Origin of the sequence: Acutalibacter sp. 1XD8-36 (assembly GCF_009917525.1) — a bacterium.
In the GTDB taxonomy this organism is placed as follows: Bacteria; Bacillota; Clostridia; order Oscillospirales; family Acutalibacteraceae; genus Acutalibacter.
The window spans coordinates 121,930-134,859 of record NZ_QZDU01000006.1 but is presented as its reverse complement, the minus strand read 5'-3'; the positions used below and the strand labels follow the sequence as shown (position 1 = coordinate 134,859).

At 55.8% G+C, this 12,930-nt stretch carries 18 protein-coding genes; 14 read left to right on the top strand and 4 right to left on the bottom strand.

The genetic code is table 11. The features are described from left to right. Window positions 1–74: 74 nt before the first annotated feature. Together D5270_RS11150 and D5270_RS11145 are read left to right on the top strand one after the other, a co-directional pair. The gene (locus D5270_RS11150; RefSeq protein ID WP_166544166.1) at window positions 75–530 is read left to right on the top strand and encodes a pyridoxamine 5'-phosphate oxidase family protein; all 456 of its coding nucleotides are present in this window, start codon (window positions 75–77) and stop codon (window positions 528–530) included. 25 nt (window positions 531–555) lie between these two features. Continuing rightward, window positions 556–1,611, top strand: a complete 1,056-nt coding sequence (locus D5270_RS11145; RefSeq protein ID WP_166544165.1) for a M42 family metallopeptidase — start codon at window positions 556–558, stop codon at window positions 1,609–1,611. 70 nt (window positions 1,612–1,681) lie between these two features. Here D5270_RS11145 and D5270_RS11140 read toward each other — a convergent pair whose 3' ends face one another. Continuing rightward, the gene (locus tag D5270_RS11140) at window positions 1,682–1,939 is read right to left on the bottom strand and encodes a helix-turn-helix domain-containing protein (RefSeq protein ID WP_161474257.1); all 258 of its coding nucleotides are present in this window, start codon (window positions 1,937–1,939) and stop codon (window positions 1,682–1,684) included. 328 nt (window positions 1,940–2,267) lie between these two features. Here D5270_RS11140 and D5270_RS11135 point away from each other — a divergent pair, with 328 nt between their 5' ends. The 9 genes from D5270_RS11135 (at window position 2,268) to sigG (ending at window position 8,845) form a co-directional block, all read left to right on the top strand. After that, window positions 2,268–3,032 carry a hypothetical protein gene (locus tag D5270_RS11135; RefSeq protein WP_166544164.1) on the top strand — a complete coding sequence of 255 codons (765 nt, stop codon included), beginning with the start codon at window positions 2,268–2,270 and terminating at the stop codon, window positions 3,030–3,032. 52 nt (window positions 3,033–3,084) lie between these two features. Continuing rightward, a complete protein-coding gene (gene leuC / locus D5270_RS11130) occupies window positions 3,085–4,344 on the top strand; it encodes a 3-isopropylmalate dehydratase large subunit (protein ID WP_166544163.1) in 1,260 nt (419 codons plus the stop codon). A gap of 5 nt (window positions 4,345–4,349) precedes the next feature. Further along, a complete protein-coding gene (locus D5270_RS11125; protein WP_166544162.1) occupies window positions 4,350–4,676 on the top strand; it encodes an inorganic pyrophosphatase in 327 nt (108 codons plus the stop codon). Further along, complete coding sequence (locus D5270_RS11120; RefSeq protein ID WP_166544161.1) at window positions 4,673–5,395, top strand: DUF3788 family protein; 723 nt, start codon at window positions 4,673–4,675, stop codon at window positions 5,393–5,395. Before D5270_RS11125 ends, D5270_RS11120 begins: the two co-directional genes overlap by 4 nt. Before the next feature lie 19 nt (window positions 5,396–5,414). Beyond that, complete coding sequence (gene leuD, locus D5270_RS11115; RefSeq protein ID WP_166544160.1) at window positions 5,415–5,897, top strand: 3-isopropylmalate dehydratase small subunit; 483 nt, start codon at window positions 5,415–5,417, stop codon at window positions 5,895–5,897. 3 nt (window positions 5,898–5,900) lie between these two features. Next, entirely contained in the window at window positions 5,901–6,458 is a 558-nt protein-coding gene (locus tag D5270_RS11110; protein WP_166544159.1) for a hypothetical protein, read from the top strand. A gap of 2 nt (window positions 6,459–6,460) precedes the next feature. Beyond that, window positions 6,461–6,934 carry a cupin domain-containing protein gene (locus D5270_RS11105; protein ID WP_330587502.1) on the top strand — a complete coding sequence of 158 codons (474 nt, stop codon included), beginning with the start codon at window positions 6,461–6,463 and terminating at the stop codon, window positions 6,932–6,934. 98 nt (window positions 6,935–7,032) lie between these two features. Beyond that, window positions 7,033–8,004, top strand: coding sequence for a sugar phosphate isomerase/epimerase family protein (locus D5270_RS11100; RefSeq protein WP_166544158.1), 972 nt, complete (start codon window positions 7,033–7,035; stop codon window positions 8,002–8,004). A 70-nt stretch (window positions 8,005–8,074) separates the two neighbouring features. Beyond that, a complete protein-coding gene (gene sigG, locus D5270_RS11095) occupies window positions 8,075–8,845 on the top strand; it encodes an RNA polymerase sporulation sigma factor SigG (protein WP_161474265.1) in 771 nt (256 codons plus the stop codon). Window positions 8,846–8,851: 6 nt separating this feature from the next. On the opposite strand, the gene D5270_RS11090 is transcribed toward sigG, so the two are convergent. Continuing rightward, window positions 8,852–9,646, bottom strand: coding sequence for a hypothetical protein (locus tag D5270_RS11090; protein ID WP_166544157.1), 795 nt, complete (start codon window positions 9,644–9,646; stop codon window positions 8,852–8,854). A 181-nt stretch (window positions 9,647–9,827) separates the two neighbouring features. On the opposite strand from D5270_RS11090, the gene D5270_RS11085 reads away from it, so the two are divergent. Together D5270_RS11085 and D5270_RS11080 are read left to right on the top strand one after the other, a co-directional pair. Continuing rightward, window positions 9,828–10,967 (top strand): hypothetical protein, encoded by a 1,140-nt coding sequence (locus D5270_RS11085; protein ID WP_166544156.1) that lies wholly within the window; start codon window positions 9,828–9,830, stop codon window positions 10,965–10,967. Between the two features lie 10 nt (window positions 10,968–10,977). Further along, window positions 10,978–11,115 (top strand): hypothetical protein, encoded by a 138-nt coding sequence (locus D5270_RS11080; RefSeq protein ID WP_166544155.1) that lies wholly within the window; start codon window positions 10,978–10,980, stop codon window positions 11,113–11,115. Between the two features lie 45 nt (window positions 11,116–11,160). Here the strand turns inward: D5270_RS11080 and D5270_RS11075 are convergent, their stop codons facing one another. After that, window positions 11,161–11,697: an inorganic diphosphatase gene (locus D5270_RS11075; RefSeq protein WP_166544154.1), complete on the bottom strand. Its 537-nt coding sequence runs from the start codon at window positions 11,695–11,697 to the stop codon at window positions 11,161–11,163. 70 nt (window positions 11,698–11,767) lie between these two features. On the opposite strand from D5270_RS11075, the gene D5270_RS11070 reads away from it, so the two are divergent. Continuing rightward, window positions 11,768–12,058, top strand: a complete 291-nt coding sequence (locus D5270_RS11070) for a YlmC/YmxH family sporulation protein (RefSeq protein ID WP_161474270.1) — start codon at window positions 11,768–11,770, stop codon at window positions 12,056–12,058. On the opposite strand, the gene D5270_RS11065 is transcribed toward D5270_RS11070, so the two are convergent. Further along, window positions 12,055–12,909, bottom strand: coding sequence for a patatin-like phospholipase family protein (locus D5270_RS11065; protein ID WP_166544153.1), 855 nt, complete (start codon window positions 12,907–12,909; stop codon window positions 12,055–12,057). The genes D5270_RS11070 and D5270_RS11065 overlap by 4 nt on opposite strands. Between the last annotated feature and the right edge of the window lie 21 nt (window positions 12,910–12,930).

Genomic DNA, 12,930 nt, shown 5'->3' with positions numbered 1-12,930 from the left:
TTTTCTGTTGTCTTTAGTTTCTGGTTGTGTTATACTTTAAGCAAACAAAAATATAAGGAGTTGGAGTTTACTCAATGCGCAGAAAAGACAGGGAGATGTCAAAGGAGTTCGCAATGGAGGTAGCCGGCAGGTGCCAGTATGCCGTGCTGGGGCTTATCGGGCCCGAGGGGGAGCCATATGCCGTGCCGGTGAGCATTGCCGTAAATGGCGGCAGCCTTTACTTCCACAGCGCCCTTAAGGGGACAAAGGCCGACTGTATCCGGAAGGACAGCCGGGTTTCGGTGGTATGTGTTGGAGATACAAGGGCCGTGCCGGAGAAGTTTACCACGGAGTATGAGTCGGCGATACTAAAGGGCAGGGCCTTTGAGGTCACCGAAGAGAGGGAGAAAATGCTGGGGCTGCGGCTCATATGCGAGAAGTACGCGCCGGGGAATATGGATAAGTTTGAGGAGACAGCCGGAAAGAGCCTTCGGGCCACGGCGGTGTGGAGAATAGACGTGGAGGAAGCCACGGGAAAGAGCAATAAATAATTTATTATAAAGTGAGGTACGGAAAATGAACAGAGAATTTCTGAAGGAGCTTTTAAACACCCCTTCGGTCAGCGGGCACGAGGAGTATATCCAGAAAAAGGCCCTGGACTTCGGCAGGGGCTTTGCCCACGCCCAGCTCACCGACCCCAGCGGCAACGCCGTGTCCGTTGTGAACCCGGAGGCTAAAAGCAGGATACTGCTCTGCGGGCATATTGACGAAATAGGCTTCCAGGTGACTTATATTGACGAGTCCGGCAGGCTGCGGCTGATGAAGGACGGCGGCGTGGCCCCGAAGCTCTATATCGGCTCGCCGGTGCAGGTCTGCCATAGGGGTGAGAGGGTACCGGGGGTAATCGCCACGTCAAGTGAGCTTCTGGAGAAGGACAAAGTGAAGGATACTGACCTCATAGTGGATATCGGAGCCAACACCAGGGAGGAGGCGGAGAAGCTGGTCTCTGTGGGGGACCCGGTCTGCGCGGACACAGAGGTGCGGAAGCTCATGAACGGCCTGTTTACCTGCCGGGCGCTGGACGACAAGACCGGGGCCTTTGTGGTGCTGGAGGCGGCTAAGCTTGCCGCTGCGAAGGGGGCCGGTATGGGGATATACGCCGCCACGACAGTGGGCGAGGAGACAAGCGGCAGGGGCGCGTACTATGCCGCCAGCCGCATAAAGCCCGATTGCTGCATAGCTGTGGATGTGACCTGGGCCAGCGACGCCCCCGGCACGGACCCGGGGGATACCGGGGAGGTGAAGCTCTCAGGCGGGCCGGTGCTGTGCAGGGCCACGGCGGTGAACAAAAGGATGAACGCCCTTTTGGAGGAGACCGCCTCCCAGCTTGGGATAAAGGTGCAGTTCGAGGTTGCCGCCGGGCACACCGGCACGGACGGGGACACGGTGAACAGGGCCTGTGAGGGCGTGCCAATGGCGCTGGTGTCCATACCGCTGAGATATATGCACAGCTCGGTGGAGGTGGGCAGCTGGAAGGATATTGAGGAGTGTATCGAGCTGCTGGCCGGGTTTATTGTGCGGCTTTCAAAGGAACTGGAGAAGGGGTTTGACTTCTGCCCGGTGAGGGTATGACTATATCCTGGATTGGATATCATGTGCAAATAGCATAAACAAAAAGTACCGGATTCCCCCGGTACTTTTGTTATTCTTCTGACTCATACTCAAGCAGGTCTTCAACCTTACATTCCAGAACATAGCACACCTTGGCAATGAAGTCCAGGTCGACCATCTCTACATTGACAGCTTTATAGTACCTGTCGATTACCTCATACTTTGCACCGGTAAGCGTCCGAAGCTTGTTGCGTGTGATGCCTCTGGAATCCAGCATTTCAGCCAGTTTGACCCGGACATGACCGTATGCAGCGGCTTCGTAGCTCACAATACTCTTTGTTACATCCATCTACATCACCCCTCCTTTTGAAACTTATTCTATCATAGGAGAATCTTGTTTACATTACTCCTGTTATAGTATATGATAAAACAGTTATCCTTATACAAGGTAAATAATCAGTAGGGGTAGATATCAACAATAAACCCTTTTTAGCGGAAGATTTACTAAGGAGAGGCATATACCATATTCCGCCCTTTGCAGGCTCTCGCTGCGCCCGAGGAGATTCCTCGAGGAGATTCTGAGATAGCCCATGCCTTCACAGTTTATTAACTTGACAATACCCCACAAAGGTAATACAATACTCTTAAATAAACACAGATAATTTGGAGGTACTGTAATGGCCCGGGAACGGTATTTGCTGGATGTGGGGGAAGACACCATACACACCGGCGTGATAGAGCTGAAAACTAGGAAGGACAAGTTTAAGAACTGGTGGCATTATAATAAGCGCATACTGCTGTTTTCGGCTATAGCTGCGGCGCTGGTGATAAGCTGGATAGTGTCTGTGGTGACGAGGGTGGACCCGGACTATACGGTCGGGCTGATAACCTCCTTCAGCCTGCCCACAGAGGTGCGTGAGGAGCTGGAGAGCTACCTTGTGCCGTACTGTGACGACAGGAACGGCGACGGAAAAGTGAAGGTCACGGTGAATAACTATGTGTTCGGGGACAAGTCCACTACCCAGGACTACCAGCTGCTCCAGGCGGCATACACCCGCTTTGCAGGGGACGCGTCCCTTGGAAGTTGCATGATATATATCCACGACGAGGAGGGGGTCAAGGCCCTGGGGAGCGTGCTGGAGGGCTTCTTTATGTATAACGACGGCACCCCAATGCCCGACGGGGCCATGGACATTGAAAATGCCAGCAGACCATGGGAGGACTATATCGGGCTCAGGGATTTCACCGCCTCCGGCAACGAGCTGAACAACTGGACCCCCAAGGTGGTGGAGGAGCTGTGCAAGCGCCTGAGCGTGTCCATACGCACCACGGACGGAGCTGTGGAGAAGGACGAGAAGCTGACGGAGTACCATAAGGATTCGGTGAAGCTCCTGGAGCGCCTTGAGAAGGGCGAAAAGGCCGGCACTGAAACTGCAGAATAATATTATATATTTTATATATGTATTATTATATAAAAATGAGGAGGGCACCCATATGCCTATGACGATGACACAAAAGATACTAGCCGCCCATGCAGGGCTCCCGTCTGTACAGCCGGGACAGCTTATTGAGGCCAGTCTTGATATGGTGCTGGGCAACGACATAACCTCGCCGGTTGCCATCAACGAGTTTGAGCGCTGCGGGGCCCGGGGGGTTTTTGACCGGGAGAAGATAGCCCTGGTGCTGGACCACTTCGCCCCGAACAAGGATATCAAGGCCGCCCAGCAGTGCAAGCAGACAAGGCTCTTTGCGGACAAGTATGACATCAAGAATTTCTTTGATGTGGGCAGGATGGGCATAGAGCACGCCCTTCTGCCTGAGCAGGGGCTGGTAGGCCCCGGGGACGCTGTTGTGGGCGCGGACTCCCATACCTGTACTTACGGGGCGCTGGGGGCCTTCTCCACAGGCGTTGGCTCCACGGACATGGCGGCGGCTATGATAACCGGCAAGCTCTGGTTCAAGATACCCTCTGCCATAAAGGTGGAGCTTATCAACAAGCCCACAGGGTTTGTCTGCGGCAAGGACGTGGTGCTGCACCTTATCGGTGAGATTGGCGTTGACGGCGCGCTGTACCAGTCCCTGGAGTTTACAGGGCCCGGGGCTGCCGCCCTCAGTATGGACGACAGGTTTACCATTGCCAATATGGCAATAGAGGCCGGGGCGAAGAACGGCATTTTCCCGGTGGACGAGAAGACCCTTGAATACTGCAGGGACAGATTCCAGCGGGAGCCCAGGGTTTTTGAGGCGGATGCGGACGCGGAGTATACCCGCACGGTGACTATAGACCTGTCGGCTTTAAGGCCCACAGTGTCCATGCCCCACCTGCCGGAGAATACGAAGACCATAGAAGAGGTCAGCGATGTGAAGATAGACCAGTCGGTGATAGGCTCCTGCACAAACGGGCGTATCAGCGACATGAGAATAGCGGCGCAGATACTAAAGAGCAGGAAGGTGGCTAAAAATGTGCGCTGCATAGTGATACCCGCCACCCAGGAGGTATACCTCCAGTGTGTGCGGGAGGGGCTGGCTGAGATATTCATAGAGGCCGGCGCCGTGTTCAGCACGCCCACCTGCGGGCCGTGCCTCGGCGGCTACATGGGCATACTTGCCGAGGGCGAGAGGGCCGTGTCCACCACCAACAGGAACTTTGTGGGGCGCATGGGCCACGTGGAATCCGAGGTGATATTGGCGAGCCCGGCGGTGGCGGCGGCAAGCGCCGTTACCGGGTACCTGACTGACCCGGCTAAGCTGTGAGCACGATGAAGATAGGGGACCTGGTGACCGTCAGGATGGACAGGCCCATTGGGACAATCCACCCAAAGCACCCGGATATAATATACCCCATCAACTATGGCTATGTGCCAGGCCTCATGGCCCCGGACGGGGAGGAACAGGACGCCTATGTGCTGGGGGTGGATGTGCCCCTCACGGAGTTCACCGGCAGGCTCATTGCAATTATCCACCGGTTTGACGACGTGGAGGAGAAGTGGGTGCTGGCCCCGGAGGGGATGGAGTTCACCAGGAAGCAGATAGAGGAATTGACGCATTTCCAGGAGCGGTATTACCACTCGGAGGTGAGGATGTGACTGGGCTTGAGAGAGTGAGCCACGAGGCCATGGTGTTCATGCGGGGGAAGTACCGGCTGGACGAGTCCGGCAACGGAAAGGACGAGCTGAAGTTTAAACAGGGCAAGAAGACCATCCTCACGGTGTACATCAGGGAGGGGCGGTTTGACTTCATGATAATCTTCGGCAAAGGGGAGCGTGAGGCCTTCGAGGAAAGGCGGAAGGAGTTTTCTCCCTGGGTGCAGGAGGTCTACGACAGCGCCAAGACCTATCACGACGGCAAGTGGATGATGTTCGGCATAGACAGCCTGGAGCGGCTGGAGGAGATAAAGCCGCTGATATTAATAAAGAAAAAGCCTAACCGCAAGCCGTTCCCAAAGGAGGAGGCCGTTTACGGACAGTGCGGGCAGCGGTGCGATTTGTGCGTGCACTATACCGGGCAGAGCGAGGAGCGGCGGGAGATGATGGTACCCCTGCTCACCAGGGTATATGGGCTGACTGACTGGTCCATGCGCTGCGGCGGGTGCGAGAGCGATACCTGCCACTGCAAGGAGGAGCCCTGTCATGCCAAGAGCTGCGCGGCTGAAAGAGGGCTGGGCTCGTGCCGGAAGTGCGGGGAGTTCCCCTGCATCCGGGCGTCCACCTCCGACCATATGTCCATGATACATACGGGCAGCTATACCGCCGACGAGATAACCTGGGCCATACTGCCTTATGTGGCCTTACAGTATGAGAAATAGAGAGTAAAGGAGAAATAATATGAACGCAACAGGCACAGTACACAAATACGGCGACGACGTAAACACCGACGTAATAATCCCCGCCAGGTACCTAAACACCGCCTCCCACCAGGAGCTTGCGGTACACTGCATGGAGGATATCGACAAGGACTACGTAAAAAACGTGAAGCCCGGGGACGTGGTGGTGGCCGGTAAGAACTTCGGCTGCGGCTCCTCCCGGGAGCACGCGCCTATCGCGCTGAAGGCCAGCGGGGCTTCCTGCGTTATAGCCAAAACCTTCGCCAGGATTTTCTACAGGAACTCCATAAACATCGGCTTCCCCATCCTGGAGTGCCAGGAGGCCGCCGAGGAGATTGCCGCCGGGAATAAGGTACAGGTGGACTTTGACACTGGGGTCATCACTGACGAGACCACCGGAAAGACCTATCAGGCCCAGCCGTACCCGGAGTTTTTGCAGAATATTATTAAAAGCGGCGGGCTGATGGAGTCCATAAAGGGGTAGGCTATGGGCAGCATATATTTCCCAAGCTGTAATTTTAATAAAGCCAGCCCCCAGGCGGCGAAGCTGCTCCGTGAGCGGATGGCCGGGCTTATGCCGGTGGCAGGGTGCTGCCGGACGGACAGGCGGGAGTACCCCGAGGGCGGCAGGGCCCTGTATTTCTGCCAGGCCTGCCGGGAGACCCTGGAGAACCGATTCCCGGGGCTTGTGCCGGAGAATCTGTTTGTGTGGCTGGACCGGGAAGGTATATTCGAGCTGCCGGACTACAGCGGCCTCACTGTGAGCATACAGGACTGCTGGCGTGACAGGGAGCACCCGGAGATACACGGGGCGGTGCGGAGCCTGCTGGCTAAAATGGGCGTGGCTTTTGAGGAGATACCTGAAAACCGTGAGCGGGCGGACTACTGTGGCGACCTGCACTTTCAGCCAAACCAGGCTGCGAAGCACGGCGGGAAGTTGGTGCTCTGCTACTGCAACAGGTGCAGGCTGTGCATTGAGGAGGACGGAGGCAGGGCAGTGCACCTGATGGAGCTGGTGACAGGCACCTTTAAAAGGGAGGGCTGAGCGTGGAGCCTACAGATAAGGTCCTGCATGAGCCTGTAGACTGTCTTGACTCCCGGCACAAAGCTGAGCACGAGGGGTACGAGTATACCCGCGGGTATTTTGTGCGCCGGGGCGAGGCGCGGAAGTGCGTGGTAAGCGTCTACGAGATACCCCCGGGGAAGTCGGCGTACCCCTATCACTACCATGTGAAGGACGAGGAGACCTTCTATATCATAAGCGGCGAGGGCACCCTGCGCACCCCAGAGGGCGAGCGCACCGTCCGGGCCGGGGAGCTGCTGTTCTTCCCGGCGGGGGAGGGCGGGGCCCATAAGCTGACCAATATCGGAGAGGGTCCACTGACGTATATTGACTTCGACGCTGTGAATGATTTGGACGCGGCGGTCTACCCGGACTCGGGGAAGCTTGGGGTCTGGGGCATGGGAGTGAACCGGGTTTTCCGGCTGGAGGACGAGGCCGGGTACTATGAGGGCGAATAAATATTTGCCAAAATAATTTTTAAATGGGATTGATTTTTGGCTCTTTATTTTGTATAATATTTCCAGAAGCCAAAATAAAATCAAAGGAGTGCATACCAATGAAATTAGGTATTCTTTCAAATGTTATCGGCAGTACCCCCCTGAAGGAGGCGCTGGCCTACTTTAAGGGCCTGGGCGCCCAGATGGTGGAGATTGGCTGCGGCGGATATCCCGGCAAGGACCACTGCGACCCGGGAGTGCTGCTCCACGACGAGGCGAAGTTCAACGAGTTCGTCACCACCGTAAAGGAGTCCGGCCTTGAGATAAGCGCCCTTAGCTGCCATGCCAACCCTGTGCATCCCAATAAGGAGATAGCCAAGGAGTTTGACGACGACCTGCATAACGCGGTGCTCATGGCTGAGAAGCTGGGTATCCACCAGATAAACACCTTCTCCGGCTGCCCGGGCGACTGCCCCGAGAGCAAAAACCCCAACTGGGTGGTTTGCGCCTGGCCCAATGAGTTCCCCGAGTTCCTGGAGTGGCAGTGGAACGAGGTGCTCATCCCCTACTGGAAGAACTTCGTGGCCTTTGCAAAGGAGCACGGCGTAAACAAGATAGCCATGGAAATGCACCAGGGCTTCTGCGTACATAATACCCGCACCCTACTCAGGCTCCGTGAGGCCGTGGGCCCGGAGATTGGCGCGAACCTTGACCCAAGCCATCTGTTCTGGCAGGGCATGGACCCCATCAAGGTCATAAGGGCTCTGGGCGGCGACGCCATCTTCCATGTGCACGCAAAGGACGCTATTATCGACCCCATCAACGCCCCTGTAAACGGCACCCTCGATACCATCAGCTACGCCGACGAGCTGAACCGCACCTGGATATTCCGCAGCATTGGCTACGGTCACGATGAGCTGTTCTGGAAGGAATTTGTCAGCAACCTGCGCATGGTGGGTTACGACTATGTGCTGTCCATTGAGCATGAGGACAGCCTGATGAGCCAGAACGAGGGCCTTGTGAAGGCCTGCGATGTGCTCAAGCGGTCCATTACTTTTGAGGACAAGATGACTGAAGCCAGGTGGATTTAAGAGTCTGGGATTAAATCAGCGCTAAAATGCAAAGAATACCTTCTGAAGTTACTTCAGGAGGTATTCTTTTATGCAGGGAAAGGTAGAGATATGCGGGGTGAACACCTCGAAGCTGAAGGTGCTGAAAAGCGGCGAAATGAGGGAGCTGCTCATACGCGCCCATGACGGGGACAAGGGGGCAAGGGAGAAGCTGATACAGGGCAACCTGCGGCTGGTGCTCAGCGTGATACAGCGCTTTGGGAACAGGGGGGAAAACCCGGACGATTTGTTCCAGGTGGGGTGCATTGGGCTGATGAAGGCCATAGACCATTTTGACGTCTCACAGGGGGTGCAGTTTTCCACCTATGGGGTGCCCATGATAATCGGCGAGGTCCGGCGCTTCCTTAGGGACAACAACTCCGTGCGGGTGAGCCGCTCCATGAGGGACACGGCATATAAGGCCATCCAGTGCAAGGAGCGCCTTACAGCCAAGAACGGCCGAGAGCCGGGGATGGAGGAGATAGCCGGGGAGCTGGGGGTGAAGCGTGAAGACGTGGTCGTGGCCCTGGAGGCCATAGTCGAGCCGGTGTCCCTCTATGAGCCCACATTCTCAGACGGCGGCGACCCTGTGTATATTATGGACCAGCTTGGGGACGGCGACGACCAGGAGTGGCTGGAGGAGATAGCCATAAAGGAGGCTATCCACAACCTCTCCGAGCGGGAGAAGCGAATCCTCTCCATGCGCTTTCTGGACGGCAGGACCCAGATGGAGGTGGCGGGGCTGGTGGGTATCTCCCAGGCCCAGGTGTCCCGCCTGGAGAAGGGGGCGCTGGGGAAAATCAAGGCGGAGATAAGGGTATAGCCAGGCTTATGCCTCCCGCCAGGTCCAGAGCCCGTCGGATTTTTCGGCCTTTACAGTCATGCAGAGCTTTTCTTCCCGGCTGCGCTGCTTAGTGCAGATAAGCGTGAAGCTGTCCTCGGTTACGTCCTCGGTCCGAAGCTCGATAAATACGCCGTCCTTCCAGTGCAGGTTTGGGCCGCTGAGGTATCCGTTATCATTGAGCCAGCCCAGGGTGCCGCTGAGGACGTCCCTGCTAAACCATAGGCCCGCGCACCAGGTGATGGCCCCGCCGGCGCCAAAGGGGAGGTTTGCGGCGTTATGCAGGTCTATGCAGATAAAGCCGGTGCCCTCGTCCAGCTCCGGGCTGCGGCCCTCAAGCTCGCAGAGCATCTCACGGTACAGGTTTATAAGCCCGCCGTCATAGGACACAGCCATAAGCTCACTTGGGTTTATTTGTGCGGGAGAGGTGAGCAGTATGCCGCCCCCGATTCCGGCGAGCTCTACGGTCATGCCGGGCAGAAGCTCTGTGCCCAGTTCCTCAGAGGCAAAGCCTATCTTATCGGGCATGGGCATTCGCGCCGTACCATTAGGGTCGTCCAGCAGAACTATAAGGCCGCCTTCGCTGACATTGATTATGAGCGCGGAGCCCCAGGCGTTTTCAAGCGCCGGGGCTTCAGCTGCTTCCGGGGTAGGCATAGGGGTATGTATAGGGGTTGGAGAGGGGGAGGGCGCGGGGGAAGCGGCGGGCTCTACTGCGGGTCTCCCGCAGGCGGGCAGCAGGCAGAGCATTAATAATAGTGCGGACAGAAACAGTTTTTTCATATGCTTAAGCTCCTTTTCTCTGGTATCATATATATAGTCGCAGAAATTTGGCAAATATTGAAGCCGGGCCTAAACTTTTTCTTAATTCCCGCCGATAGAGAGTATAAGAGAAGCTTCTAAGTTAGGAACGATGGACCTGGAGATAGATATACATAAAAAATATAAGGGTAAAGGTGAAGGCATGAATGTCAGGATTGAGAACGGTAAGCCTGTTTTCTATGGCGAACCCGGCAGGGTAACGCATACCGCTGTCACAGGTACGGAAGATGTAGAGGTCGGAGGGGGAGTTCTCAAGCGGCTTACGGGGGCTAAGACTGAATATACCCTCAATGCCGACCAGATGAACGCTATAGGCTGGACTATAGATGACTCTATGAATCAGCCACACTGGAAACAGTTGGAGAATGTAAAGGATATGTTCTACTACGGCGCGGGATGCAGCTCAAAAATATCGGAGGACATCCAGAGCATGAAGCAGTCTATGGCAAACATTGCCGACAGTTTCTTTGATGGGGAAATAACCGAGAGTGAGCTTGCCGATAAATTTCAGAGTCTCGCGGAGAAGTTTATAGGTATCTGTAAGGAGAAGCAGTACCCGTTCCAGTCGCTGAGCGGCTTCGACGAGGCAGAGCTATCCTTCGCCTATGACTGTTTCCGGGGTGCTATATTGAAGTCGGCGGCGGAACATAACAACGCTGAGGGCAAGGCGCTCTGCTCGAAGTACAACCGTGGCTGGCACTACTACAACGCCGATTACTACTATATGAGCGAGCGCGCCATCGGGGCCATAAGCGGCAAGGCCAAGGATATGGCCTCGGAGAAAGGCTTCGACCAGTTTGAGATTCCAGACTATAAGGCCATTGGCAAGAACAGCCTTTATAACTTCAATTCCGCAGTCTCCGGCGAGAGCGACTATATTCCAGGCAGCCCCGTGCAGCCTATTAATGAAAAGTGGATACTGGATTTTGATATGGTGCCGCCCGAGGGGTTCAAGTGGTTCTATGAGGCCGAGGGCCGGAATGAGGACGTTGTCATGGTCGAGGGGGACGAGGTTCCAAGTCCGAAATCCACCGTGTGGGCCATGTATGAGGATATGCTTATTTCAAGCAGCTTTGACTTCAGCATCGGCCACGACCTGCCGTCGGATATAAAGAATTTGGCGGAGTTATTACAGTTCCGGCCTGCCGGCAGGAAAGAGCTTGTGGCGGTGAATAAGTTTATGAAGAACTTCCAGGTTGCGCCGCGCTGGTATTATAGGGAGCAGGCCCAGCGGGAGACTAAGGAGCGTATCGAGCGGTCTGGATGGAATGTAAACGCATAAGGAGATTACTATGTCTATAGAACTCATTGCCCAGAAGGCTATGGCGTTCGACCTGACGCAGGTGGTCGAGTCCCAGCCGGACAAGACCTATACGGCAGAGGAAGTGAAGCAGCTGCTGGTGTCCTATATCAAGGGCCTTGAGCAGTAAAAGCAACGGAGATGGGATACATTCCCATCTCCGTTTTCTGTCTGCTCAGGTCTTGCAGAAATCGTTTAAATACCTGTCCAGGCAGGCGTCTATGACTGCCTTGGCGTCATCGGGCCCCCTGGCCTCGCTTATCTCGGTGTTCTTGTCCTGCTCGAGCTGCTTATAGACCTTGAAGAAATGCCTCATCTCCTCAAAGATGTGCATTGGGAGCTGTGAAATGCTCCTATAGCTGTTGTAGGTGGGGTCGTCGAAGGGGATGGCGATTATCTTCTCGTCCTCGGAGCCGCCGTCGTCCATGATTATAACGCCGATGGGGTAGCAGCGCACAAGGGACATGGGGATTATGTTCTCGGAGCAGAGCACCAGCACATCCAAGGGGTCGCCGTCGTTTGCGTAGGTGCGGGGGATAAAGCCGTAGTTTGCAGGATAGTGGGTGGAGGTGTAGAGGACGCGGTCCAGCTTTAAGAGGCCGGTGTCCTTGTCCAGCTCGTACTTGGACTTGCTGCCCTTTGAAATCTCGATAACCGCGAAAAAGTCGTCTGACTTTATACGCTTCGGGGAGATATCGTGCCAGATGTTCATGCTTTTTCCTTCTTTCTGTAATATATTTTTTGCCCTCACATAGAAATATATTTAGAGAGGGGGTTCGGCTATGCCTTGCAGAATGGGCGACCTGCGGATGAAGGAGGTCATAAGCGTTAAAAACGGCGGGAGGCTGGGCTTTGTCTGCGATGTGGAGATAGACACGAGCACAGCCAAAATCACGGCCCTTGTGGTCTACGGCAGGTCCAGGCTGTTCGGGCTGCTGGGCCGGGAGCCGGACACGGTTATCCCCTGGCGGGACATAGATATGATTGGCGGGGACATCGTGCTGGTGAGGTGCGACGCGCCGCCACCCAGCGAGAGCCTGGCTTCTAAGCTCTGGAAGAAGCTTACAGGCTAGCTTTCAAGATACTCCCGGAGCTTCGGCAGGGCGATGCGGCAGGCCTCCTGCCCGCGGTCATAGAGGTCCTGAAGCTTTGCCACGTTTTTTTCCGTGCGGGAGACGGTGACAGGCTCCCGGGGGCGTATCACAAATATCCTGCCCTGTGCCTCCAGATGGTCTATCTCGTCCATCTCGGCGTTATAGTGCCGGGGCACGTTGAGGATAGCCCGCACTAATTCCGGGTATTTTCTGTATGCCCTGGCATAGACTCGGGCCATGGCCCTTGACACCGGCTCCTTGCGGTAGCCGTGCTCCCGGGTCGTGATTACAACTACCTTATCGTAGCCCTCGTCCAGGGGCCTTTGGTAGGGCACGGAGACGGACAGGCCTCCGTCAAGGCAGGGCTCCCCCCCAACCGTCACCATGGGGGATAAAAGGGGCAGGCTGGCGCTGGCCCGGATAGCCGGGTATATGTCTGGAATTTCGCTCTTTTCGTAGTACCTCACCCTGCCGTCTATGCAGCTGGTAGCTACGGCGGTGTATTTTATCTCAGAGTTTATAAACGTCTCCCGGTCTAAGGGCAGCAGGGTGTCGCTGAGCTCGCCGAAGAGAAAATCAAAATTAAAAATGCTCCTGTGCTTTATCAGGCTGCGAAAGCCCATATAGCGGGGGTCGTTCACATAGCCCAGGTTTACCTGGGCGGTGCGCCCCCTCTGGCCGGAGACTATATTCACCCCGGTGAGCGCCCCGGCGGACACGCCTATTATGCCGTCCCACTGTAGGCCCTCATCCATCATCAGGTCTGTTGCCCCGCAGGTGAAAAGACACCTGAGGGACCCGCCCTCCAGGGCCAAGGCTTTTCTGCTCATGGTAAAATTATCCTTTCGGTT